The sequence below is a fragment of the Marinobacter pelagius genome, assembly GCF_900114925.1.
Lineage (GTDB): Bacteria > Pseudomonadota > Gammaproteobacteria > Pseudomonadales > Oleiphilaceae > Marinobacter > Marinobacter pelagius.
This window is the reverse complement of the sequence record NZ_FOUR01000003.1, coordinates 370,553-393,381: the sequence shown is the minus strand read 5'-3', so window position 1 is coordinate 393,381 and position 22,829 is coordinate 370,553. Positions and strand designations below refer to the sequence as shown.

The window sequence follows — 22,829 nt, the reverse complement described above, 5'->3', positions numbered from 1 at the left end:
GCGGCACGTCCATGTGACGCTTGAGCTCCGCCATCCATGGCTCCGCACAGTTTTGGACGGCCCTCCCCGAATGAACGCCCCGTCAGTGGCGGGGCTCCAAACAGCACTTTTGTCAGACAGGAATCATGTTGGCCGGTCCGGTTACTGTCAATGACTGAGACGCCAGAACGGGACGGCGGCACGGTCTAGGGCTCAGGTGCCGATATCACCCCAGAGCCACTGGCACAGGGCCATGGCCGCAACCGGTGCAGTTTCGGTCCGGAGGACGCGGGGGCCGAGTGCTACCGGGAGGAATCCGGACTGCTCGGCTGCCGCAATTTCTTCCGGGCTCAGGCCACCTTCCGGGCCGATCATTAGGGCGACCGAGCCGGGTGTGGCCAGGGATTTCAGGCTTTGTTCGGTGCGGTGGTGCGGGACCAGGCGCAGGTCGCAGGTCTGGGTGTGTTCGAACCACTGGCTGAGGTTCATGACCGGGAGAATTTCCGGGACGCGGGCGCGGCCGCATTGTTCGGCGGCGCTGATGGCGACCTGTTGCCAGTGGCGCAGGCGTTTGTCTTCCCGGTCGCCTTTGAGTTTGACGTCGCAGCGTTCGGTGGTCAGGGGAACGATCTGGCTGACGCCCATTTCCACGGCTTTCTGGACGGCGTAGTCCATGCGGTCGCCTTTGGAGAGGGTCTGGCCGAGAACGATTTCCAGTGGTGACTCGGTGGTGGTGGCCGTGGCTCCGGCGATCTCCACCTGGACGTGCTTTTTGCTCGCATCCTGGATGGTGGCGTCGTAGTCCTGGCCGTCGCCGTTGAACAGGATCAGTTGCTGTCCGGGCTGCATCCTCAGAACCCGGCCTACGTGCTGGGCGGCGTTGTCGTCCAGTTCGCAGCTGCTGCCAACGGTGAGTTCCGAGTCTGTGTAGATTCTGGGGATGCGCATTACGGTCAGTCCTTTACGGCGATTTCTATGCCTTCGGTCGCGACCTGGGCGAGGTGGCGGATCTGCTCCTCGGTGATCACGTAAGGCGGCATGAAATATACCACGTTACCCAGTGGCCGTAGCAGGGATTGCCGGGTCAGGGCGTGCTGGTAGACGCGGATACCCCGGCGTTCCTGCCAGGGGAACGGGGTTTTGCTGGCCTTGTCCTTCATCATCTCCACCGCGAGGGTCATGCCGTGCTGGCGGATGTCGCCAACGTTGGGATGGTCTGCCAGGTGGGCAACGGCCTCGCCCAGGCAGCGGGACAGGTAGCGGTTGTTTTCGATGACGTTGTCGTCCCGGAAAATGTCCAGAGTGGCCAGGGCCACGGCGCAGCCGATGGGGTTGCCGGTGTAGCTGTGGCTGTGGAGGAACGCCCGGAGTGTTTCGTAGTCGTCGTAGAACGCGTTGTAGACGTCGTTGGTGGTCAGCACCACGGACAGGGGCAGATAGCCGGCGGTGAGGCCTTTCGAGAGGCACATGAAATCGGGGGTGATGCCGGATTGTTCGCAGGCGAACAGGGTGCCGGTGCGGCCGAAGCCAACGGCAATTTCATCGGCAATCAGGTGCACATTGTACCGGTCGCAGGCCTCGCGCAGTTTGGTGTGGTAGATGGGGTGGTGCATGCGCATGCCGCCGGCGCACTGGATCAGGGGTTCCACCACCACCGCGCAGATTTCCTCGTGTTTCTCCGCCAGGAGTTTCTCTATGGCTTCGAACTGGCGCAGGGCGTATTCCTCGTCGGTCTCGCCGGCTTCTTTATTGAAGGCATCCGGGGAGGGGGCTGTGAGTACTTCCATCAGCAGCGGCTGGTAGGTGTCCTTGTAGAGGGCGACGTCGCCAAGGGCCAGGGCACCGAGAGTTTCGCCGTGGTAGCTGTTGCTGAGGTTGACGAAATTCTTCTTGCCCGGCTTACCGTGGTTTTTCCAGTAGTGGTAGCTCATCTTCAGGGCCGCTTCGATGGCTGATGAGCCGTTATCGGCATAGAAGCACTTGTTCAGGCCTTCAGGAGTGACTTCGATCAGGCGTTCGGACAGGTTGACCACTGGTTCGTGGCTGAAGCCGGCAAGGATGACGTGCTCGAGCTTGCCGATCTGTTCCTGGATGGCGGCGTTGATGCGCGGATTGGCGTGGCCGAATAGGTTGACCCACCAGGAGCTTACTGCGTCGATGTAGCGGTTGCCCTCGAAGTCTTCCAGCCAGACGCCTTCGCCCCGTTTGATCGGGATCAGGGGAAGGGATTCGTGATCTTTCATTTGTGTGCAGGGATGCCACACGGATTTGAGATCGCGGGCGACGAGATCGGCATTGAGCATGGTGAGTCTCCGGTCACGTTGTCTGGTTTTGAATGGGCGCTGTTAACCTTTGCGGATATTACAGTTAACAGCGGAGTCTGGCTAGCGCGCCCCGGTTGGCTGACCTGCCGGCCAATGCCGGTGATGGTCATTGCCCGCAGAATCTGGCTGACATCATACGGAGACCACCCATGCAAATTGAACTGGAACACCCTTATGAGGCGAGTCTGGAGCAGGTGCTCGGTGCCTTCTTCAGCAAGGACCATATTCTTGAGAAGAATGCCCGGCTTGGGTCACGCAACGTGTGTGTACCTGAACTGGTCAAGGATGAGGAGTCTGCCAAGCTGGTGATCGAGCGGGAGGTCACCAGCTCACTGGAGGTGCCTGGAATCCTCGCGAGCTTCCACCGGGAGTGGAACCGGGTGCGTCAGGAGGAGCACTGGTTCCGCAAGAGTGATGACGAGTGGCATTGTGAGTTCCGGGTGCATATCGAAAATGTGCCCGCGAAGATCAAGGGCATGATGCGTTTGCTGGCCTCCGAGCAGCAGTGCACCAATCATGTCCTGCTGAGCGTGCGTTGCGATGTGCCGCTTCTGGGGAAAAAGGTGGCGAGATTCCTGACGGACGATTGCCACGCCAAGATCGAAAGTGAGTATCAGGCGACGCGGGAGTTGCTGTAATCGTCGGAAAAGAAATCTTCTTGAAAGCGAAAGTGGGCTCAATTCCGGGGAGCGGCAGGGATCAGTCGCCAGGCTGTATTTCCCTGCTATAGTTATTGGAGCATATCCGGATTGGCTCCTGATTGCTGCAGTGCAGGCCAAGCCATCCGCTGTCACAGAGTGTGACAAGGAAGCGGACGATGGACTATCGAGCGATTGTTCTGGCAATCAGTTTCTTCGGCGTTTTTTTCTCCCAGGCTTCCTCGGCCCAGGATGCGCTCGCAGAACTCAAGGGCGACGACTTTCAGGAAAGACTGACTGAAGAGGCGTCCGTCAGTGGCCGGGTTGTGGCCGGGGTGTTGTCTTCAGGCACGATGGCCGCTCATGCCCTGTCGCTGTTTTCTTCACCGGCAAGAGAAGGTGAAGATGTCTGTGTTCGGGTGATTTCCCGCGATGGTCTTTACTGGTCAGAAAACACCTTCCGCTGGCCTGCTGTTTCGGAGGCCGATGCTGTTCGCCTGCAGTATAAATCCCGATATGACCTGAGTCGCTACGCCGAAACGGATCTATCGGTCCTCGGTTACGAAGGAGATTGCAGTGAGGCCCAAAGCGGCCCTGTCCTGATCGCGGCCCGCGGGAACAACCACAAATTACCGGACTCTCTGGATATTTTCGTGAATTCCGGACGGTCGGACACGTTTGCGGTGATTACCTCACCTGATATCGAGGCCAGAACCCTTGCATGCCGTCTGATCAGGGAGGGACGCCGGACCGGGTACGACACCATATGCACGGTGCCCATTGCCGATTCAGCGACCGGAAGCCTGACCGTCCGGATCATGCGCCGACGGTTTGATCGAATGATGCCGCCAACGGAACTGGTTGTGCGTTTACCACAACGCTCGGGCAGGTGAGGCCTATGGGGCGGGACAGTCCAGCAGGTAAGCGTCTTCGCAAAATCCGGTTCTTTTTTAGAATGAGGCTGGCCAGACAGTCCCGTAGAGTGGCTGCACTGTGTTCTGCAGGTCTCGGACTGATTGTTTTGGGCCTCTTTCTGGATGGTCGCGACCGTATCTTCACTTTGGATGCGGTCACGGAAACGGCCTCTCTGGTTACCTCGGATGGCGGTATTTCGGACTGGCCCATTGGCGGAGCCGACCTGTATACGGATCCCTTCGCGACACAGGATGACGGGATATTGTTGCCGGTGAGCGCTAATCTTTTGATTCGTCCAGGGACCCGTGTTGATATTCAGCGTCACGGTATTCAGGACGTCAGGCTTACGCTTCGCACAAGCGAAGGGTCGGCAGGCAGTATCATCAGCCCCGGTGCCGATGAGCTTATATTGGGAGGCTGGGCTTCGCTGACGGTGTCTTCAGACGAGAGGCCCCTTGTCTGGCCTTTTCGGGGCACTCTTGAAGTCGGGGATGATGTGGCCAGTGGCGTCGACAGCGTTCTGTTGCAGGGGGCGGTCAACGTGCTTGAAGAACAGCTGGTGCGGGATACCCGTTACAATGCGGGCACAAGCGAGCTGGATCGGGGCGATAAGGCCCGGTTCTGCAATCACTCATCAGGGAAAGAATGCGAGGAAGCCACTGTTGAAGGTTTTTTCAGAATTGAGCCCACCAACCAGGAAAGGTTCACCGAGGCCCTAAATGCGATTCAGTTGGTTGCACATGGTAGTGCGGATCACGTCAAGGTAGAGAGGCTGGGTAGTTCCGGCTATCAGATAAGGGCCACACGCTGGGCACGATTCCTTTATGACCCCCTGCTGTCTTTTTTGGCTGGTCTCGGAGCCTTGTTTTTTGCAGCGATAGAAATTTATTCCAATGTTCGTGAGATTCTCAGAGATGTGGGAAGCAATGATTAGAACGATCGCTTTGGTCATGGTTATCCTGTTCCAGGTGATTCCCACGGCAGAGGCGATGCCTTTTCAGGCCTTTGTGAGATCCGGGGAGAACGGACAGGCGGTGCTGATGAGTCGCCTGAATGAATGCTACGCCGTCACTCCTGCCCACGTGATGGGTGACGGCTTTTTCGCCACCCTGGTCGGTGGTAGCAGCGCCCGTCCCAGAGGAGAAGCGGACCTGCTGCAACGGTTCGGATACGATCTTGCGGTGCTACGCGTGACCGGTGCGATCACAGATGACTGTGAGTTTGATCTGGACGGTTCCTTTTCTCTGGATCGCGTGTTGTCGACAGAAGGAAACGGCCAGATTGTATCGGTGAATTCCGACGGCAGTCTCAGCCGGAGAGATGTCCGGGTTTCGGATGTCGGTCTTCTGTACCTGAGGGTCAGCCCTGTCGGGCCCGATAACCAGCTGTTCAAGGGACTTAGTGGAAGCCTGCTCGCGCTGGGTAAGACGCCAGCCGGGATCCTGATGTCGGTTGATCCGCAGACTGGTGAAGGCAAGGTGCTCCGGTTTGATCGCGCCGTGGAGACCGTTCGTCCATTCTTCGGCCTCGCGAGCGGCAACCAGTTGGCAAAATCAGTGTCGCCGAAGCCAAAGGTGGCCGACGAAGGCAATCTTGCCGAAACGGTTGAACGTTGGTCGAGCCCGGCCGTATCCGTCGAATACCGGGTATCGAACCTGATTGATGATGGTGAAGCTGACACTGTCTGGCTGGCCCAGCCCGAAGGGTTTCCGATAGAGGTGGTTGTTGATCTGCGAGGGGGCGGGGTACATGCGGTTGATCGGGTGGTGCTAATTGGCGAGGGTATTATGCCACCGGAGCGGCTGCCCCGAGACTTTGAGCTGCTGGTCAGTTCCAGGGACGAAGGCGGTTGGATGTCTGTTTTTTCGGGAACCTATTTCACCTCAGAAAGTTCCAGACAGGTGGTCTTTGCTCCAGTCCGTGCTCGCAAGGTGATGCTTCGGATCTACTCCCATTGGGGCGACGGGACTGGAGTCGGGCTTGCTGGCCTGGTGATTCCCGCCAAGTGACCTACTGTAACCTGGCCGAGGCCGCATAGGTTCCCTCATGGGGAGCGTTGCAGCGGAGTTCTCCGATCAGGTTTGCACTGTCTCCCAGTGTAAAGTATCCCTGACAACGATATGACTGGAACTCCAGACCGGTTCCACTTATCTGCCCTTTCATCGTTGATCTGGGTGCGTCGCCACCGAAAAAGGTGAATTGTCCAGTGCTTTCGTCGAATTCGCCGAGCGTAAAGCTGTATGACCCGCTCCACTTTTCCAGGGTGCTTTTTTCACTCTCCGTTTCTTCCTCACCGGCCGTGAGTTTAAAGGGCAGAACTGTGATGTCCCTGAATTTTCCCTTCAGGGCCAGAGCTCTCATGGCATCATCTGCACTGTTGAAGCCTACGCCATAGGCCACCTCTTTCATCGCGAGGTCGTCCGATTTGAGCATTACATCCAGGGCGGCCAGCCGGGTGCTCTGGTCGGGGTCATTCAGTAGTGCACGGAACTGGTTGATTCGTTCTTTCCGTTCGCTGATCTCTTTGAGCAGTTCTTCCGCCGACTGGGCACAGACACTGCTGCTCAAACTGAAGAGGGTTACTGATAGAAGCAGGTATCGGGGAGTAAAGGACCAATTCATGTGCACCTCCCTTTGAACATTGGTCTCTGACAAAAGAATAGTCGATGGGGAAGTGCTGTCTAATTTCTGTGCAAGTTTCTGGCTTGAGTTGCGGCGTAAAAGAATGAAGCCCCGTAAATCGGGGCTTCATCGGCCAGGGTCAGTGAGCTAACACCCGTGAGAGGAACGCCTGGGTACGTTCATTCTGCGGGTTGTCGAACACGTCGTCCGGTTTGCCCTGTTCCACGATCTGGCCTTCGTGGATGTAGATGACCCGGTCCGCCACTTCACGGGCGAAGCCCATTTCGTGGGTCACGACCATCATGGTCATCCCTTCCTTGGCCAGTTCGCGCATGACGTCCAGCACTTCGCCGATCATTTCCGGATCGAGGGCGGATGTCGGTTCGTCGAACAGCATCAGGCGCGGTTCCATGGCCAGGGCGCGGGCGATGGCCACCCGTTGCTGCTGACCACCGGAGAGGTGGCTCGGGTACTTGTCGGCCTGGTTGCCGATACCGACCCGGTTCAGCAGCCGCTCGGCGGTGGCATTGGCCACCACCTGAGAGGCGTTCTTCACCTTCATGGGCCCCAGCATGACGTTCTTCTTCACCGTCAGGTGAGGGAACAGGTTGAACTGCTGGAACACCATGCCGACTTCCTTGCGGATCTCGGTCAGGGCCTTCTGGTTGCCGCCCTTCGGGGCGAGCGCCTGGCCGTCGACCACCAGTTTGCCGGATTCGAATTCTTCCAGGCCGTTCACGCAGCGGATCAGGGTGGATTTGCCGGAGCCGCTGGCGCCGATGATCACCACCACTTCACCCTGCTCGACCGTCAGGTCTATGTTCTTGAGGACATGCAGCTTGCCGAAGTACTTGTTCATGCCCTTCATTTCTACGATATGAGTCATGGGTACCTTTCCTTCAGACAGATGCCAGTCCGCGCCGCTCTACCAGGCGGAGGATAAATGACAGGGACAGGGTGATCGCCAGATAAAGGATGGCCACCACAAAATAAACCTCGAACGCGGTAAAGGTGTTGGCGATGTAGATCTGACCCTGACGGACCAGCTCACCGACACCGATGACGGAGAACAGGGAGGTGTCCTTGATACTGACAATGGCCTGGTTGCCAAGAGGCGGAATCATGCGACGGAAGGCCTGGGGCCAGATGATGGACCAGAAGGTCTGGGTACGGGACAGGCCCAGGGAAAGGCCGGCTTCGGTCTGGCCCTTGTCGATGGACTGTACGCCGCCACGGACCACTTCCGAGATGTAGGCACCGGAGTTCAGGGCGATGGCCGCGATACCGGCAGTCAGCGGATCAATCGGTCCGCCAATCAGGTCGGGCAGGCCGTAGAAGATGAACAGCACCTGTACCAGGATGGGGGTGCCGCGGAATATCTCGATATAAGCGGTCGCCGGCCAGCGCAGGAACCACTTCTTGTTGATGCTCAGCAGGCCGAAAATGATACCCAGCACGAAACCGATAAGCAGGCCGCCAAACGAGATCAACAGGGTGTAGGGGATCCCTTTGAGCAGAAAAGGGATAGAGTCGATGGCTGCTTGCCAATCGAACTGAAACTGGAATTCCACGGTTAGTGTCTCCGCAGGAAGTTGGAGTCAGGAACAGCCGGGGCACAGGGGCCCCGGCGCGGGGAATCGGATCGGATGATCCTTCAGCCCTTACATGCCCTCAGGCATCGGGCCGAACCACTTCTCATAGATGCTCTTGTAGGTACCGTCTTCCTTCATGGAAGCCAGTGCAGCGTTGACTTCATCAACCCATTCACTGCCCTCCACCAGGGCAATACCATACTGCTGGCCTTCATACAGCGGGCCGACGGTAGTGACTTTGCCTTCACCCTTGGTACGGGCGAAGTAGCCAACGTTGGGCGCGTCATAGAAGACGGCGTCGATGGCGCGGGACATCAGGGCCATGTACATGTCGGAGCTGCCCGGATAGGGAGTAACTCCGTCATCGGCTTCCAGGTTGGCCATCAGGTAATCGTAGGAGGTACTGCCGATCTTGGTGCCGACCTTCTTGCCTTCCAGGTCGCTCAACTCCTCCATATCGCTACCTTCACGCACCAGGATGCGCAGACCGGAATCGTAGTACGGATCGGAAAAGTCGACGATCTGCTCGCGCTCTTCGGTGATGGTGATACCGGCAATGGCGATATCCACGTTACCGGTCTGCAGGGCCGGGATGATGCCATTGAAGTCCATGGTTTGCAGGTCATATTCAAAGCCCGCACGCTTGGCTACTTCGGCGATGATCTCCATGTCGAAACCGATCATTTCGCCGGTTTCCTGGTCCATCATCTCGAACGGAACGAAGCTCGGGTCGGTGACCACTTTCAGGTTTTCCGCGCTAGCTGTTCCCGCCGCCACAGTCAGTGCCAGGCTGGCGCCAAGAGTTTTCAGCCATTTCGTGCTCATGCTTTCTCCTTTTGCTTTTTTCAGGCCCCGTTTGCCCGGTAAGGCAAGCCGGAACAACCACTTCTGGTGACCGTGGCTTCCGGGGAGCGTTTATGGGATTGCAACACATACACTTTAGACTATTACCCACCGGGCTGCCTAAAATCAAATGCTTGGGGGATGAAGGTGGGGTCAGAAGAAGGCGTTCTTCAGACCCCGGGGGTAGGGTGCAGATATAAAAAAGGAGTCAGATGAAAGCCTTCATCTGACCCCATGTTCAGAGCTTTACGCCATCCCGGCATTCAGAATGCAATTTTCTCCCGATCGCTGATGCCCAGATTCTTCCAGATACTCAGGCTCGGCTCCGCCTGGTTCAGGGTATAGAAGTGCAGCCCCGGTGCGCCCGCCTTCAGCAGCCGTTCACACATTCTGGTTACCACTTCTTCGCCGAACTTGCGGATGCTGTCGCTGTCGTCGCCGTAGGCTTCCAGCTGCTTGCGGATCCAGCGGGGGATTTCCGCGCCGCACATATCGGAGAAGCGCACCAGGCTGGAGAAGTTGACGATGGGCATGATGCCCGGCACCACCGGAATGGTGACGCCCACCTTCTCGAGGCGCTCGATGAAGTAGAAGTAGCTGTCCGCATTGAAGAAGTACTGCGTGATGGCGCTGTTGGCGCCGGCCTGTACCTTGCGGGCAAAGTTCTTCAGGTCTTCTTCGGCATTGCGGGCCTGGGGATGGAACTCCGGGTAGGCGGCCACTTCCAGGTTGAAGTGATCACCGCTGTGTTCCCGGATGAATTCCACCAGTTCATTGGCGTAGCGCAGCTCACCGGAGGCCCCCATGCCTGAGGGCAGGTCGCCCCGCAGGGCGACGATCCGGTTGATGCCGTTTTCCTTGTACAGGTCCAGCAGTTCACCGATTTCCTCGCGGGTGCCACCCACGCAGGACAGGTGCGGCGCCGTGGAAATGCCCTGCTTGTGCAGGCTGAGCACGGTTTCAATGGTGCGGTCCCGGGTGGAACCGCCCGCGCCGAAGGTGACCGAGAAGAAGTCCGGTTCCACCTCAGCCAATTTGTTGCGCACTGTCTGCAGCTTCTCCTTGCCCTGATCGGTCTTGGGCGGGAAAAACTCGAAGCTGAATCGGCGCTTGAATTGCTTCTGGGATTCCATGATCTGTTCCGCTTAGTACCTGTAGCTTTCCGGCTTGTACGGGCCTTCGACCGGTACGCCGATGTATTTTGCCTGCTCCGGGGTCATCTTGGTGATCACGCCACCGAAACCTTCCACCATGGCGCGGGCCACTTCTTCGTCCAGTTGCTTCGGCAGCACCTGAACGTAGACGCCTTTAGTCTTGGAGTCTTCCGGCAGGTCGCCGAACTTGCGCTCGAACAGGTACATCTGTGCCAGTACCTGGTTGGCAAACGAGCCGTCCATAATCCGGGACGGGTGGCCGGTGGCGTTGCCGAGGTTTACCAGGCGGCCTTCGGACAGCAGGATCAGGTGGTCGTTGGTGGCCTTGTCACGGTAGATGACGTGAACCTGAGGCTTCACCTCGTCCCACTCCCAGTTCTTGCGCATGTAGGCGGTATCGATCTCGTTGTCGAAGTGACCGATGTTGCACACGATTGCACCGGTCTTCAGCGCCTTGAGCATGTTGGCATCGCAGACGTTGACGTTACCGGTAGAGGTCACCAGGAGGTCGGTGCTGCCAAGCAGGTCTTTGTCGATGCCAGCCTCGGTGCCGGTGTTTACACCGTCAAGGTACGGAGAAACCACTTCAAAGCCGTCCATGCAGGCCTGCATGGCACAGATTGGATCGGCTTCGGTGACTTTTACGATCATGCCTTCCTGGCGCAGGGACAGGGCGGAACCCTTGCCCACGTCACCGTAACCGATGACCAGGGCCTTCTTGCCGGACAGCAGGTGGTCGGTGGCACGCTTGATGGCGTCATTCAGGCTGTGGCGGCAGCCGTACTTGTTGTCGTTCTTGGACTTGGTCACGGAATCGTTCACGTTGATCGCCGGCACCTTCAGGGTGCCTTCACGCAGCATTTCCTGCAGGCGGTGAACGCCGGTGGTGGTTTCCTCGGTGATGCCGTGGCTCTTTTCGAGGATCTCCGGATATTTGTCGTGAAGCAGGGCGGTGAGGTCGCCGCCGTCGTCCAGGATCATGTTCGGTTCCCAGCCGTCCACGTCCGCACCCACGGTGCGCTCGAGGCACCACTCGTACTCTTCCTCGGTTTCACCTTTCCAGGCGAAAACAGGAATGCCTTGGGCGGCGACGGCCGCGGCGGCCTGGTCCTGGGTGGAGAAGATGTTGCAGGAGGACCAGCGTACGTTGGCACCCAGTTCGACCAGGGTTTCAATGAGAACCGCGGTCTGGATGGTCATGTGGATGCAGCCCATGATGTTGGCGCCTTTGAGCGGCTGCTCTGTCTTGTATTTATTACGCAGAGCCATCAGGGCGGGCATTTCGCCTTCGGCGATCTTGATCTCTTTCCGGCCCCAGTCGGCCAGGGAGATATCGCGGACTTTGTAGTCGTCGAAGCTGTTCAGTTTTTCTGCCGGAGTGCTCATGGTGTTCTCCTGTCAGTTCTGTTTTTGGCCTTTGGAGTCGGTTGTCCTCTGGCCTCTAGTTTGGGAGTTGCCGGAGGTGGGGCACTGCTTCCGTGGAACCGCTACGAGCACGTCCATGTGCGCTTGTTTCAGGCCATCCCTGGCCTTCAACATTCCACGGAAGCAGTGCCCCACCTCCTCACTCAATCTTTGGCGTTTGCGGTCATGAATACGCCCGTTATGCAGCTTTGGCCTGAATCAAAAATTAATGATTCGGCCCGCTTGAGTTGTTCTGCCGATCAGCAATCACCAGCTGTCCAAGCGGTGGTGAGGTAAGGCCTTTGCGGACTGTTGAGGGCCATGGACGGCCCGAAACAAGCGCACATGGATGTGCTCGTAGCGTGTCCGCAAAGGCCTTACCTCAGCGCCGCCACCCCCACAGGTGGCGGGCTATCCGAGAATGCCCCCGATTCAGAGGCCAGACCCGGCACTCTCAACCCCGGAAGCATCCCGAAGCGCCTCGGCGCGATCGGTCTTCTCCCACGGGAACGCGGTGAAGGTGTCATTGCCTACGGTCATCTCAAACGGGTCGCGGCCGAAGTGACCATAAGCTGCGGTTTGACGGTACATCGGGTGCAGCAGGTCCAGCATGCGGGTGATGGCATACGGACGCAGGTCGAAGTTCTGGCGGACCAGTTCGACGATCTTGTCGTCGCTGATCTTGCCGGTGCCGAAGGTGTTCAGGGAGATCGAGGTTGGCTGTGCCACGCCGATGGCGTAGGAAACCTGGATCTCGCACTTGTCGGCCAGCCCGGCGGCGACGATGTTCTTGGCCACGTAGCGGCCGGCGTAGGCTGCGGAGCGGTCTACCTTGGACGGGTCCTTGCCGGAGAAGGCGCCGCCGCCGTGACGGGCCATGCCGCCGTACGTGTCGACGATGATCTTCCGGCCGGTCAGGCCACAGTCACCTACCGGGCCGCCGATGACGAACTTGCCGGTCGGGTTGATGTGGAACTGGGTGTCCTTGTGCAGCAGCTCTGCCGGCAGGGCGTGCTTGACGATCAGTTCCATCACCGCTTCTTTCACGTCTTCCTGGGTGACGTCCGGGTCGTGCTGGGTGGACAGGACCACGGCATCGATGCCGGTAACCCTGCCGTTCTCGTAGCGGCAGGTGACCTGGCTCTTGGCGTCCGGGCGCAGCCAGGGCAACAGGCCGCTCTTGCGGGCTTCGGCCTGGCGCTGGACCAGTCGGTGTGAATAGGTGATCGGTGCCGGCATGAGTACGTCGGTCTCGTTGCTGGCGAAGCCGAACATCAGGCCCTGGTCGCCCGCGCCCTGGTCTTCCGGCTTCTGGCGGTCAACGCCCTGGGCGATGTCCACGGATTGCTTGCCGATGATGTTGATTACACCGCAGGTGCTGCCGTCATAGCCAACGTCAGAGGAGGTGTAGCCGATGTCATTGATTACGTCGCGCACCAGATCCTCGAGGTCGACCCAGGCACTGGTGGTGATCTCGCCGCCGATGATGGCAACGCCGGTCTTGACCATGGTTTCGCAGGCCACGCGGGCGTGCTTGTCTTCGGTAAGGATGGCGTCCAGGACCGCGTCGGAGATCTGGTCCGCCAGTTTGTCCGGGTGGCCTTCGGAGACCGATTCGGAGGTAAAGATGTTGTAATCAGACATAGGTGTTTGCTCCTCTGTGAGCGCTTCAAATTCGTGCCGGGGTCAAACATGACCAGTGCCGGCTGCCTGGTTGTTGATGGTTGTCAGGGCATACGTAAAACTACCTACACCCATATCAAAATTTTTTGATATTCCGGTTTTGGCCATTCCCTCAGGCCGGTCTGGAAGTTTTCCAGAATTCCCGTACCTGTACCTGGAAGCCATTGCGCAAGCCGATAAACAGCTGCTCGCCGGCTACCAGGTCGGCATCTGCTGCCCAGCTGGTCAGTTCCTCGGGCTCGAAGCCGAGCCAGAGGTCACCGCAGTTTTCCTTGGTCCAGTCCTGGTCGTGGCTGCACAGATCGCTGACGACGAAACAGCCGCCGTTATTCATAAGCGCCGCGGCATCCAGGAAGATGTCGGCCGGACTGGGTACGTGATGGAGCACCATGTTGGCCACCACCAGGTCGAAGGAGTCACCCCGGGCCAGCAGGGTATCGGTCACGCCCTCGATCAGGTCCACGTTGTTCAGCTTTTCGTCGATGCAGGTGCGCGTGGCCTTGGCCAGCATGTCCCGGCTGTTGTCCAGGGCCACCACGTGCCCGAACAGGCCGGACAGCACCGGCAAAAACGCGCCTTCGCCGGGACCGATTTCCAGGGCCGTCTGCCACTCCTGCTTGCCGGCCCTTTTACGGATCAGTTCCGCCGTGGGCTCGGCATACAGATCAAACGCTGCGATCAGTTCCTGCTGCTCCCTGAACTGTTCGGCGTGCCGGGAGAAGAAGGCCTGGGACTGGTCCGCCCGTTGATCGCGAATCGCCTCGATCTTTTTCTGCAGCGGCTCGGCCAAGGGCACGCGGTCCACCGTCTCGAAAATCTGCCGGATGGTCTGGTCGGTGAGCTTGTCGCTGTCCAGATGCAGGGGGCGGCGGTAGAAAATGGCATTGCCTTCCCGCTGCGGCTCCAGTAACCCGGCCTTGTGCATTACTTTGAGGTGATGGCTCATGCCGGACTGGCGCATGTCGAACATCTGGCTCAGCTCCAGCACACCAAAGGTGTCCCGGCGCAGCACACGCAGGATCTCCAGGCGCAGCGGGTCGCCGCTTGCCTTGAAGATCGGGGCCAGGGAATCTACCGAGGCCAGTTCGTTTGCATGTGCATTCAATGAGGTCATGGTTGCGAAGTGTAGGTGGGTTCGGCTGGTCAATCAATAGGCATATCAAAAAATTTTGATATAGGTTTATCGCGCTTTGAAATCAGCTGTTTCGGGAATCCACAGGCAAACAATCGTGAAAAGGAAGCAGGCTGATTTGCCCCGGAACACACTAATCGGCGAAAATACGCGCCTTATTTTTGATCACCCTTTGAATCACCACGAATTCTTTTCCTGCAAAACACTGGAGAAACGTCAATGCCGTCTCGTAAAGATCTCGCCAACGCCATTCGCGCGCTGAGCATGGATGCGGTTCAGAAAGCCAAATCCGGCCACCCGGGTGCGCCCATGGGTATGGCAGATATCGCCGAGGTGCTGTGGAACGATTACCTCAGCCACAACCCGGCCAACCCGCATTGGGCCAACCGTGACCGCTTCGTGCTGTCCAACGGTCATGGCTCCATGCTGCAGTACTCGCTGCTGCACCTGAGCGGGTATGACGTTTCCATTGATGACCTGAAGAACTTCCGTCAGCTGCACTCCAAGACCCCGGGCCACCCGGAGTACGGTTACACGCCGGGTATCGAGACCACCACCGGCCCGCTGGGTCAGGGCATAGCCAATGCCGTTGGTTTTGCCATTGCCGAGAAGTCCCTGGCCGCGCAGTTCAACCGTCCGGGCCATGACATCGTTGATCATTACACCTACGCCTTCCTGGGCGACGGCTGCCTGATGGAAGGGATTTCCCATGAAGTCTGCTCCCTGGCCGGTACCCTGGGCCTGGGCAAGCTGATCTTCTTCTACGACGACAACGGCATCTCCATCGACGGTGAAGTGGAAGGCTGGTTTACCGACAACACCCCGCAGCGCTTCGAATCCTACGGCTGGCAGGTGATTCCGAACGTGGACGGCCACGACGCCGAGGCTATCCGCGCTGCCATTGAAGCCGGTCGCGCCAACACCGAACAGCCCACCCTGATCTGCTGCAAGACCATTATCGGTTTTGGCTCCCCCAACAAGCAGGGTAAGGAAAGCTGTCACGGCGCCCCGCTGGGTGACGACGAAATCGCCCTGACCCGCGAGCAGCTGGGTTGGGAACACGGCCCGTTCGAAGTGCCGGAAGATATCTACGCGGCCTGGAACGCCAAAGAGAAGGGCGCCGAGGCCCAGAACGCGTGGGATGAGAAGTTCGCGGCCTACGAGAAGGCCGAGCCGGAACTGGCCTCCGAGTTTACCCGCCGCATGGCCGGTGACCTGCCGGCGGACTTCGCCGAGAAGGCCCAGGCCTACATCCAGGAGTGCCAGGACAAGGGCGAGACCGTCGCCTCCCGCAAGGCCTCCCAGAACACCCTGAACGCCTACGGCCCGCTGCTGCCGGAACTGATGGGTGGCTCCGCCGACCTGGCCGGTTCCAACCTGACCATCTGGAGTGGCACCAAGGGGCTGACCAAAGAAGACGCCTCCGGTAACTACATCTATTACGGTGTCCGTGAGTTCGGTATGGCGGCGATCATGAACGGCATCGCCCTGCATGGTGGTTTCGTGCCCTATGGCGCTACCTTCCTGATCTTCATGGAATACTGCCGCAACGCGGTCCGCATGGCCGCCCTGATGAAGCAGCGCTCCATTTTCGTGTTCACCCACGACTCCATTGGTCTGGGCGAAGACGGTCCTACGCACCAGCCGGTCGAGCAGCTGGCCAGCCTGCGCACCACGCCGAACATGAGCACCTGGCGCCCGGCCGACACGGTGGAATCCGCAGTGGCCTGGAAAGCTGCGCTGGAGCGTAACGACGGCCCGACCGCCATGGTCTTCTCCCGCCAAGGCCTGCCGCACCAGGACCGTACCGCCGAACAGCTGGCCAACGTTGCCCGCGGTGGTTACATCCTGTCTGACAGCGAAGGCGCGCCGGAGCTGATCCTGATCGCCACCGGCGGCGAAGTCGGCCTGGCCCAGGACGCCGCCGCCAAACTGCGTGAGCAGGGCAAGGCCGTCCGCGTGGTTTCCATGCCGTCCACCGACGTGTTCGATGCCCAGAGCGCCGAGTACAAACAGCAGGTGCTGCCGCTGGAGGTGACCAACCGCATCGCCATCGAAGCCAGCATTGCCGATTACTGGTACAAGTACGTTGGCCTCGACGGCCGCGTGGTTGGCATGACCACCTTCGGTGAGTCCGCACCGGCGGGCGAGCTGTTCAAGGAGTTCGGCTTCACCGTCGACAACATCCTGGAAGTGGCTGACGAACTGCTGGACGCCTGATGAGCAACTCAAAGCCTTTTCGTATTGCCATCAACGGGTACGGTCGGATCGGCCAGTGCGTGTTGCGGGCGCTCTATGAAAACGGCTACCGCGACCACCTGCAGGTGGTCGCGATCAACGAGTTGTCCGACATCGATACCATCGCCCACCTGACCCGCTACGACTCCACCCACGGCCGGTTCCGGGGTGATGTGGCGGTCGAGGGCGATGACCTGGTTGTCAACGGGGACCGCATCCGCGTGTTGCGGCATCCGGACCCCGTCGATCTGCCCTGGCGCCTGCTGGATATCGATCTGGTGCTGGAATGCTCCGGCTCCTTTTCCGACCGGGCGACAGCCCAGAAGCATATTGATGCCGGCGCTCAACGGCTCCTGTTCTCCCAGCCTGCCGAGTCGGATGTCGATCGCACCGTGGTGTTTGGGGTCAACGACACTGAGCTGACCGCCGAGGACGTGATTGTTGCTGCGGCCTCCTGCACCACCAATTGCCTGGTACCGGTGATCAAGGTGCTGGATGATGCGCTCGGCGTGGAGCAGGGCAGCACCACCACCATCCATGCCGCCATGAACGACCAGCCGGTGATCGATGCCTACCACCACCAGGACCTCCGCCGCACCCGCAGCGCCCTGCACAACATCGTGCCGGTGGATACCGGCCTGGCCCGTGGTATCGAACGCCTTTTGCCCCACATGGAAGGCCGCTTCAGCTCTGTAGCCATGCGCGTGCCCACCCTGAACGTCTCGGCCATCGATATGGTGGTCAACGTTGGCAAAGTTACCTCTGTCGAGGCCGTTAACAAGCTGTTAGAGAACGCCTCAAAGGGGCCGTTAAAAGGTATCCTCGGCTACACCGACGAACTGCTGGCCAGCTCAGACTTCAACCACGACGCCCACTCCGGCATCGTCGACGGCGGCCAGACCAGGGTGACCGGCGGCACCATGGTGAAGGTGCTGTGCTGGTTCGACAACGAGTGGGGGTTTGCCAACCGGATGCTGGATGTTAGCCGGTGTTGGCTGGGAAGAACTGAATGAAAAAGGGGTCAGATGAAGGCTTTCATCTGACCCCGGGTTCGCTGTCTCAGGGGTCTGATGAAAGCCTTCATCTGACCCCAAGTTAATTCAAACTCAGGGGTCAGACCCCATGATCATGCAGACTTAGGGAAGATTGTTATGGCCATCAAAAAAATGACCGACCTCAACCTCGCCGGCAAGCGGGTCCTGATCCGCGAAGACCTCAACGTGCCGGTCAAAGACGGCAAGGTAACCAGCGACGCCCGCATCCGCGCCTCCCTGCCCACCATCAAGGCAGCGAAAGACGCCGGCGCCAAAGTCATGCTGATGTCCCACCTGGGCCGTCCGGAAGAAGGCGTCTACGACGAAGCCTCCTCCATGAAGCCCGTCGCCGACCACCTGACCCAGGTCCTCGGCCAGGAAGTCCGCCTGATCAAGGACTACCTCGACGGTGTTGAAGTGGCTGACGGCGAAGTCGTCCTGTTCGAAAACGTCCGCTTCAACAAGGGCGAAAAGAAAGACGACGAAGAGCTGTCCAAAAAGTACGCCGCCCTATGCGACGTCTACGTCATGGACGCCTTCGGCACCGCCCACCGCGCCCAGGCCTCCACCCACGGCGTCGCCCGCTTCGCCCCCGAAGCCTGCGCCGGCCCACTGCTGGTCACCGAGCTCGAAGCCCTGGGCAAGGCCCTGGACAACCCGGCCAAACCGGTCGTCGCCATCGTGGGCGGCTCCAAGGTCTCCACCAAACTGGATGTCCTCAACGCCCTGGAAAAAGTCTGCGACCAGATCATCGTCGGCGGCGGCATCGCCAACACATTCCTGGCCGCTGCAGGCCACCCGGTCGGCAAATCCCTGTGCGAACACGACCTGATCGACACCGCCAAAGACATCGCCAGCCGCGTTGAAATCCCGCTGCCGGTAGACGTAGTGGTCGCCAGCGAATTCGCCGAAACCGCCACCGCCACCACCAAAAACATCTCCGACGTTGCTGAAGGTGACATGATCCTCGACGTCGGACCCGAAACCGCCGGCAAATTCGCCGAACTGCTGAAAAACGCCAAAACCATCCTCTGGAACGGCCCGGTCGGCGTCTTCGAATTCGACCAGTTCGGCAATGGCACCAAAGCCCTGGCCGAAGCCATCGCCCAAAGCGACGCCTTCTCCCTCGCCGGCGGTGGCGACACCGTCGCCGCCGTTGACAAGTACGGCGTTGCTGACAAAATCTCCTACATCTCCACCGGCGGCGGCGCGTTCCTCGAATTCGTGGAAGGCAAGACACTGCCGGCAGTAGCAGTACTGGAAGAGCGTGGCGCTTAAGAGGCCACGAAAGAGCTAGATTCGCGAGGCTGGTGGCGGGGTTGGCTTCACGGGACTGTGCGCAGCATGGATGCTGCGCTCAAGCCTACAGGGACGTATTCACGGCGTGTCCCGGGAAGCCAACCCCGCCATCAGCCGAAGCAGACTCCCAAGTCTGAAGCAAAACAGAATTCAAACATCCAAAGTCCAAACGAAGGAGACGACCCATGGCCCTGATTTCGATGCGGCAAATGCTGGACCACGCCGCCGAGCATGGTTACGGTGTGCCAGCCTTTAACGTAAACAACCTCGAACAAATGCGCGCCATCATGGAAGCCGCCGACAAGACCGACTCCCCGGTCATCGTCCAGGCCTCCGCCGGTGCCCGCAAATACGCCGGTGCCCCGTTCCTGCGCCACCTCATCCTGGCCGCGATCGAGGAATTCCCGCACATCCCGGTCGTTATGCACCAGGACCACGGCACCAGCCCCGCCGTGTGCCAGCGCTCCATCCAGCTGGGCTTCAGCTCGGTCATGATGGACGGCTCCCTGGGTGAAGATGGTAAAACCCCGACCGACTACGAATACAACGTCGACGTCACCCGCCGCACCGTCGAAATGGCCCACGCCTGTGGTGTCTCCGTGGAAGGCGAGCTGGGCTGCCTCGGCTCCCTCGAAACCGGCCAGGCCGGCGAAGAGGATGGCATCGGCGCTGAAGGTACCCTGGACCACAGCCAGATGCTGACCGATCCGGAAGAAGCCGCGGACTTCGTCAAGAAAACCCACGTGGACGCCCTGGCCATCGCCATCGGCACCAGCCACGGTGCCTACAAGTTCACCCGTCCGCCCACCGGCGACATCCTGGCCATCGACCGCATCAAGGAAATCCACGCCCGGATTCCGGATACCCACCTGGTCATGCACGGCTCCAGCTCCGTCCCCCAGGAGTGGCTGAAGATCATCAACGAGTATGGCGGCGAGATCCCGGAAACCTACGGTGTCCCGGTTGAAGAAATCGTCGAGGGCATCAAGCACGGCGTGCGCAAGGTAAACATCGACACCGACCTGCGTCTGGCCAGCACTGGCGCTGTCCGTCGTTTCCTGGCCGAAAACCCGGCCGAGTTTGATCCGCGCAAATTCCTCAAGGAAACCATGAAGGCCATGACCGACGTGTGCATCGCACGCTATGAAGCCTTCGGTTGTGCCGGCAACGCGAGCAAGATCAAGCCGATCAACCTCGAGCGCATGTTCGAGCGGTATGCGGCTGGTGAACTGGATCCGAAGATCAAGTAAGCGCTGATTCGCTCCACCCCTGCCGTTGCGGGGGTGGAGTTCTTCTTTTTAAGACCCCCCCCCCCTCTATATTTCCTCTGCTTTCCATAACCAAATCGCATATTCTTTTTGGTGCCAACGACCAAGTCTTAAGGTATTTTGACCTGCAGCAGGTTATGGATTGAACAACCGCGTTAACCTGCATAAAAGAAGATGGAGTCTTGGTTGAGTTCGACTCGTAGTAGCCATGGATTCTCTACTCTTTTCATACATTGGAAGTGAAAAAGAGGTTGATTATGGGTTTGAGTAGTAGATTGAGGTCGTGTGCGAGCAGCACGGGCAAAGGGCCGGTTTTCCGGAAAAGTGGCATAACGGCAGCCATCCTGGCCGCGGGCCTGGTGGCCGGCACGACGGTTGCGCAGGAGCCGACGCCAAATACTTTCGTAGACGTTCCTGTACCGCAGTTGACTAAGTGGAATGAAGTCAACTACCTGAACGTCGAGCCGGGTATCGATGGATACTCCGGGGCGTCTGCCAGGACGCACATATACACAAGTGAGGCAGCGAAGCAAGCCGCTGCTGACGCATTGGCGACTGATCCGGCTGACCCTCTGATTGAGGACAAACTTTGGGCCGATAGTCCTGCAGCCGTGTATTACGAGCTCGATGACGGTAGTGGTCGCGCACCAGGAATCCAGGTGGTGACCGACGATTTCGCATTCCCCACCAATAACTGCATTATGGCTTCCGGTGAGCGTGAGTATTTTGTTGATGGTGAGGATACAGAGCCCACGATCGTACCAAAAACCTGTAGTGATCCTGCCAGCAGTTCTAAACGTTATTTCCTCGAGATCCGTGAGGCCGATACGCCTGTCGATATGGTGTTTGATGTCGGCATGAAAGACATCCGCTACGGTGGCGTGAAAGACCCCGCAGACGACGGTGGTGAGGCGCTGGAAGCCTTCCGCGAGGAATATGGCATTGGCCGGATTTATCGTGCCATTCAGAAGGTAATCAATAATTCGGACGAGCGCTGGGTCGGCATTAACGTAGAGATTGGCCACGGTGTGGGCGCCGAATTCGAACGTTTCAACTTCGAAGAAGACGGCGTGGCTTTCGAGTTAAGGAACCTGGTGCCGAGGGAATTCTTCGAGGGTGAAACCGGTGCTCCGGACATCGAGGTCTGGGTTCCTGAAAGGTATGCCACATTCTCACCCAAGGCATTTGATGATGGCTCCCGGGAGCGTTTCGATCCTGGTTTCTTTGATGATGCCGCAGCCGGCCTGTTTCCGCCGCAGGACACAGGTGGTTCAGGTGACAAAACTCCCTACATCTTCAGTGGCGACGACCTCCGTGAAGACGGCGCCTATGGTGCCATTACACTGAACCACTTCAGCATGGTGGATGCACAGGCCGCTGGAAGCGATCTAACAACCGGTGTGTTCGGTTACCTGCTTTCTGACTCTCTTGCCCCGTATAGCATTGCTCTCTATGAGAGTGGTGACCCCTCCGGTGAGTCAGATGCTCTGGAAGCCTGGTGGGATGGTAACAACTGGCGGTATGGCCTTGCTGGTGGTGAAGATGGTACCCCTCCCTTTGGCGTTGTGGTAAACGACCAGTTGCAGCAATGGGCTGAAAAGCTGTTGGGTCTCGATACTGATGAGAACCCTGCAAACCCGGAAGATAACTACCGGTATGCATCTATCCTTGCGGATGATCTCGCCACCCAGAATATGGATGTGTTCATCTATATCGGTGATGGTATCTTGAATGAGGATGGTTCGCTGAAGCATGAAAACATCACTCTACGGGTTACCGGCGTGTCATCCGAAAGCTTGGGTGCTGTCACAGGTAATGCCACTCCTGCCTGGATCGGCGAAGATGGAGAAAATACTGCGCCTGACCTGTCGACCTATATGGTCGCGGATGGTGTGCCAGTAGCTCTGAACGATCTAGCTACCATGATTGAAAATGATCCTGCGCTGAATATTGATGTTTTGGCCAATGATCTGTTGGACGGACAACGTCTACTCGATAGCGGTGCTACCATTACAGAGATCACTGTCACACCAGTAACTGGTGGATCGGCTGTGGTGGTCGACCAAGGGACTAATGCAGCTACAGTGGATTTCACGCCGGAGCCTGATTTCACTGGTGTTGCTTCCTTCAAGTATACGGTTGCAATCGCCGATGCCGATGAAGCTAATCCTGACATCGTGTCAAACACTGCTACGGTAAATGTTCGTGTTGACGAAAGGCCCGATCCAGATGCGCCTGTTGCAGCCAACGACTCGGCGGTAACATTCTTCGATACTCCGGTAACTATCGACGTGCTGGCGAACGATACTTTGCCGGCCGGAACGCCAACTATTGAGATCCTTGATGCACCGCCGTCTGCTCAAGGAACCGCGGTAGTCGAAGGTGAAGCAATTGTGTTCACACCGGCGGAAGGCTACACAGCCTTTGATATACCTGCTCGATTCACTTATCGGGTCACAGTCGAGGATAAAGTCTCGAATGCTGCTCTGGTCACTGTGAGGATCGACGATACTCCGGAGATCTATGAGCCGCCTGTTGAGGAATCCTCCAGTGGTGGCGGTGATGGCACCATCTTCGGTTGTAGCTACAACCCGCGTGCTCCGTTTGACCCGACCCTGCCGCTGGTTGCTTTGGCTGCCATCGCGGGTCTGGTTATCAGGCACCGTCGTAAGCAAACCCTGCACTGATCCTGATCTGCAGGCGT

19 protein-coding genes are annotated in these 22,829 nt (G+C 58.7%); 9 read left to right on the top strand and 10 right to left on the bottom strand.

The window, feature by feature from the left end:
- Nucleotides 1-192: 192 nt before the first annotated feature.
- Complete coding sequence (locus BM254_RS08885) at nucleotides 193-927, bottom strand: 16S rRNA (uracil(1498)-N(3))-methyltransferase (protein WP_092001860.1); 735 nt, start codon at nucleotides 925-927, stop codon at nucleotides 193-195.
- Between the two features lie 5 nt (nucleotides 928-932).
- Nucleotides 933-2,282 carry an adenosylmethionine--8-amino-7-oxononanoate transaminase gene (locus BM254_RS08880; protein ID WP_092001857.1) on the bottom strand — a complete coding sequence of 450 codons (1,350 nt, stop codon included), beginning with the start codon at nucleotides 2,280-2,282 and terminating at the stop codon, nucleotides 933-935.
- Nucleotides 2,283-2,452: 170 nt separating this feature from the next.
- On the opposite strand from BM254_RS08880, the gene BM254_RS08875 reads away from it, so the two are divergent.
- The 4 genes from BM254_RS08875 (at nucleotide 2,453) to BM254_RS08860 (ending at nucleotide 5,865) form a co-directional block, all read left to right on the top strand.
- The gene (locus BM254_RS08875; protein ID WP_092001854.1) at nucleotides 2,453-2,941 is read left to right on the top strand and encodes a DUF2505 domain-containing protein; all 489 of its coding nucleotides are present in this window, start codon (nucleotides 2,453-2,455) and stop codon (nucleotides 2,939-2,941) included.
- 179 nt (nucleotides 2,942-3,120) lie between these two features.
- Nucleotides 3,121-3,834 carry a hypothetical protein gene (locus BM254_RS08870; RefSeq protein ID WP_092001852.1) on the top strand — a complete coding sequence of 238 codons (714 nt, stop codon included), beginning with the start codon at nucleotides 3,121-3,123 and terminating at the stop codon, nucleotides 3,832-3,834.
- Nucleotides 3,835-3,962: 128 nt separating this feature from the next.
- Nucleotides 3,963-4,790: a hypothetical protein gene (locus BM254_RS08865; protein WP_175497228.1), complete on the top strand. Its 828-nt coding sequence runs from the start codon at nucleotides 3,963-3,965 to the stop codon at nucleotides 4,788-4,790.
- Between the two features lie 16 nt (nucleotides 4,791-4,806).
- Nucleotides 4,807-5,865 (top strand): discoidin domain-containing protein, encoded by a 1,059-nt coding sequence (locus BM254_RS08860; RefSeq protein WP_092001846.1) that lies wholly within the window; start codon nucleotides 4,807-4,809, stop codon nucleotides 5,863-5,865.
- A 1-nt stretch (nucleotide 5,866) separates the two neighbouring features.
- On the opposite strand, the gene BM254_RS08855 is transcribed toward BM254_RS08860, so the two are convergent.
- The 8 genes from BM254_RS08855 to BM254_RS08820 form a co-directional block, all read right to left on the bottom strand.
- Nucleotides 5,867-6,478 carry a hypothetical protein gene (locus BM254_RS08855; RefSeq protein ID WP_092001844.1) on the bottom strand — a complete coding sequence of 204 codons (612 nt, stop codon included), beginning with the start codon at nucleotides 6,476-6,478 and terminating at the stop codon, nucleotides 5,867-5,869.
- 139 nt (nucleotides 6,479-6,617) lie between these two features.
- Nucleotides 6,618-7,364, bottom strand: a complete 747-nt coding sequence (locus BM254_RS08850; protein ID WP_092001841.1) for an amino acid ABC transporter ATP-binding protein — start codon at nucleotides 7,362-7,364, stop codon at nucleotides 6,618-6,620.
- A 13-nt stretch (nucleotides 7,365-7,377) separates the two neighbouring features.
- Nucleotides 7,378-8,049, bottom strand: a complete 672-nt coding sequence (locus tag BM254_RS08845; RefSeq protein ID WP_092001838.1) for an amino acid ABC transporter permease — start codon at nucleotides 8,047-8,049, stop codon at nucleotides 7,378-7,380.
- A gap of 90 nt (nucleotides 8,050-8,139) precedes the next feature.
- A complete protein-coding gene (locus BM254_RS08840) occupies nucleotides 8,140-8,895 on the bottom strand; it encodes a transporter substrate-binding domain-containing protein (RefSeq protein ID WP_092001835.1) in 756 nt (251 codons plus the stop codon).
- A 281-nt stretch (nucleotides 8,896-9,176) separates the two neighbouring features.
- Complete coding sequence (gene metF, locus BM254_RS08835; RefSeq protein WP_092001832.1) at nucleotides 9,177-10,046, bottom strand: methylenetetrahydrofolate reductase [NAD(P)H]; 870 nt, start codon at nucleotides 10,044-10,046, stop codon at nucleotides 9,177-9,179.
- Between the two features lie 12 nt (nucleotides 10,047-10,058).
- Entirely contained in the window at nucleotides 10,059-11,453 is a 1,395-nt protein-coding gene (gene ahcY / locus BM254_RS08830; RefSeq protein WP_092001829.1) for an adenosylhomocysteinase, read from the bottom strand.
- A gap of 450 nt (nucleotides 11,454-11,903) precedes the next feature.
- Entirely contained in the window at nucleotides 11,904-13,115 is a 1,212-nt protein-coding gene (metK, locus tag BM254_RS08825; RefSeq protein ID WP_092001826.1) for a methionine adenosyltransferase, read from the bottom strand.
- Nucleotides 13,116-13,266: 151 nt separating this feature from the next.
- Nucleotides 13,267-14,268 carry an ArsR/SmtB family transcription factor gene (locus BM254_RS08820; RefSeq protein ID WP_092001823.1) on the bottom strand — a complete coding sequence of 334 codons (1,002 nt, stop codon included), beginning with the start codon at nucleotides 14,266-14,268 and terminating at the stop codon, nucleotides 13,267-13,269.
- A 237-nt stretch (nucleotides 14,269-14,505) separates the two neighbouring features.
- Here BM254_RS08820 and tkt point away from each other — a divergent pair, with 237 nt between their 5' ends.
- The 5 genes from tkt (at nucleotide 14,506) to BM254_RS08795 (ending at nucleotide 22,812) form a co-directional block, all read left to right on the top strand.
- Nucleotides 14,506-16,506 (top strand): transketolase, encoded by a 2,001-nt coding sequence (gene tkt / locus BM254_RS08815; RefSeq protein WP_092001820.1) that lies wholly within the window; start codon nucleotides 14,506-14,508, stop codon nucleotides 16,504-16,506.
- Nucleotides 16,506-17,537, top strand: a complete 1,032-nt coding sequence (locus tag BM254_RS08810) for a type I glyceraldehyde-3-phosphate dehydrogenase (protein WP_092001817.1) — start codon at nucleotides 16,506-16,508, stop codon at nucleotides 17,535-17,537. Before tkt ends, BM254_RS08810 begins: the two co-directional genes overlap by 1 nt.
- Before the next feature lie 138 nt (nucleotides 17,538-17,675).
- Nucleotides 17,676-18,836: a phosphoglycerate kinase gene (locus BM254_RS08805; protein ID WP_092001814.1), complete on the top strand. Its 1,161-nt coding sequence runs from the start codon at nucleotides 17,676-17,678 to the stop codon at nucleotides 18,834-18,836.
- A 206-nt stretch (nucleotides 18,837-19,042) separates the two neighbouring features.
- Nucleotides 19,043-20,107 (top strand): class II fructose-bisphosphate aldolase, encoded by a 1,065-nt coding sequence (fba, locus tag BM254_RS08800; protein WP_092001811.1) that lies wholly within the window; start codon nucleotides 19,043-19,045, stop codon nucleotides 20,105-20,107.
- A 275-nt stretch (nucleotides 20,108-20,382) separates the two neighbouring features.
- A complete protein-coding gene (locus BM254_RS08795) occupies nucleotides 20,383-22,812 on the top strand; it encodes a choice-of-anchor F family protein (RefSeq protein ID WP_139227049.1) in 2,430 nt (809 codons plus the stop codon).
- Nucleotides 22,813-22,829: the final 17 nt, after the last annotated feature.

Excerpts from the sequence above, each read along its gene's own strand:
- ahcY (WP_092001829.1), bottom strand. The coding sequence starts at position 11,453 with ATGAGCACTCCGGCAGAAAAACTGAACAGCTTCGACGACTACAAAGTC.
- BM254_RS08795 (WP_139227049.1), top strand. The coding sequence starts at position 20,383 with ATGGGTTTGAGTAGTAGATTGAGGTCGTGTGCGAGCAGCACGGGCAAA.
- BM254_RS08805 (WP_092001814.1), top strand. The coding sequence starts at position 17,676 with ATGGCCATCAAAAAAATGACCGACCTCAACCTCGCCGGCAAGCGGGTC.
- BM254_RS08870 (WP_092001852.1), top strand. The coding sequence starts at position 3,121 with ATGGACTATCGAGCGATTGTTCTGGCAATCAGTTTCTTCGGCGTTTTT.
- fba (WP_092001811.1), top strand. The coding sequence starts at position 19,043 with ATGGCCCTGATTTCGATGCGGCAAATGCTGGACCACGCCGCCGAGCAT.
- BM254_RS08875 (WP_092001854.1), top strand. The coding sequence starts at position 2,453 with ATGCAAATTGAACTGGAACACCCTTATGAGGCGAGTCTGGAGCAGGTG.
- BM254_RS08880 (WP_092001857.1), bottom strand. The coding sequence starts at position 2,282 with ATGCTCAATGCCGATCTCGTCGCCCGCGATCTCAAATCCGTGTGGCAT.
- BM254_RS08855 (WP_092001844.1), bottom strand. The coding sequence starts at position 6,478 with ATGAATTGGTCCTTTACTCCCCGATACCTGCTTCTATCAGTAACCCTC.
- BM254_RS08885 (WP_092001860.1), bottom strand. The coding sequence starts at position 927 with ATGCGCATCCCCAGAATCTACACAGACTCGGAACTCACCGTTGGCAGC.
- BM254_RS08820 (WP_092001823.1), bottom strand. The coding sequence starts at position 14,268 with ATGACCTCATTGAATGCACATGCAAACGAACTGGCCTCGGTAGATTCC.
- metK (WP_092001826.1), bottom strand. The coding sequence starts at position 13,115 with ATGTCTGATTACAACATCTTTACCTCCGAATCGGTCTCCGAAGGCCAC.
- tkt (WP_092001820.1), top strand. The coding sequence starts at position 14,506 with ATGCCGTCTCGTAAAGATCTCGCCAACGCCATTCGCGCGCTGAGCATG.
- metF (WP_092001832.1), bottom strand. The coding sequence starts at position 10,046 with ATGGAATCCCAGAAGCAATTCAAGCGCCGATTCAGCTTCGAGTTTTTC.
- BM254_RS08860 (WP_092001846.1), top strand. The coding sequence starts at position 4,807 with ATGGTTATCCTGTTCCAGGTGATTCCCACGGCAGAGGCGATGCCTTTT.
- BM254_RS08810 (WP_092001817.1), top strand. The coding sequence starts at position 16,506 with ATGAGCAACTCAAAGCCTTTTCGTATTGCCATCAACGGGTACGGTCGG.
- BM254_RS08850 (WP_092001841.1), bottom strand. The coding sequence starts at position 7,364 with ATGACTCATATCGTAGAAATGAAGGGCATGAACAAGTACTTCGGCAAG.
- BM254_RS08840 (WP_092001835.1), bottom strand. The coding sequence starts at position 8,895 with ATGAGCACGAAATGGCTGAAAACTCTTGGCGCCAGCCTGGCACTGACT.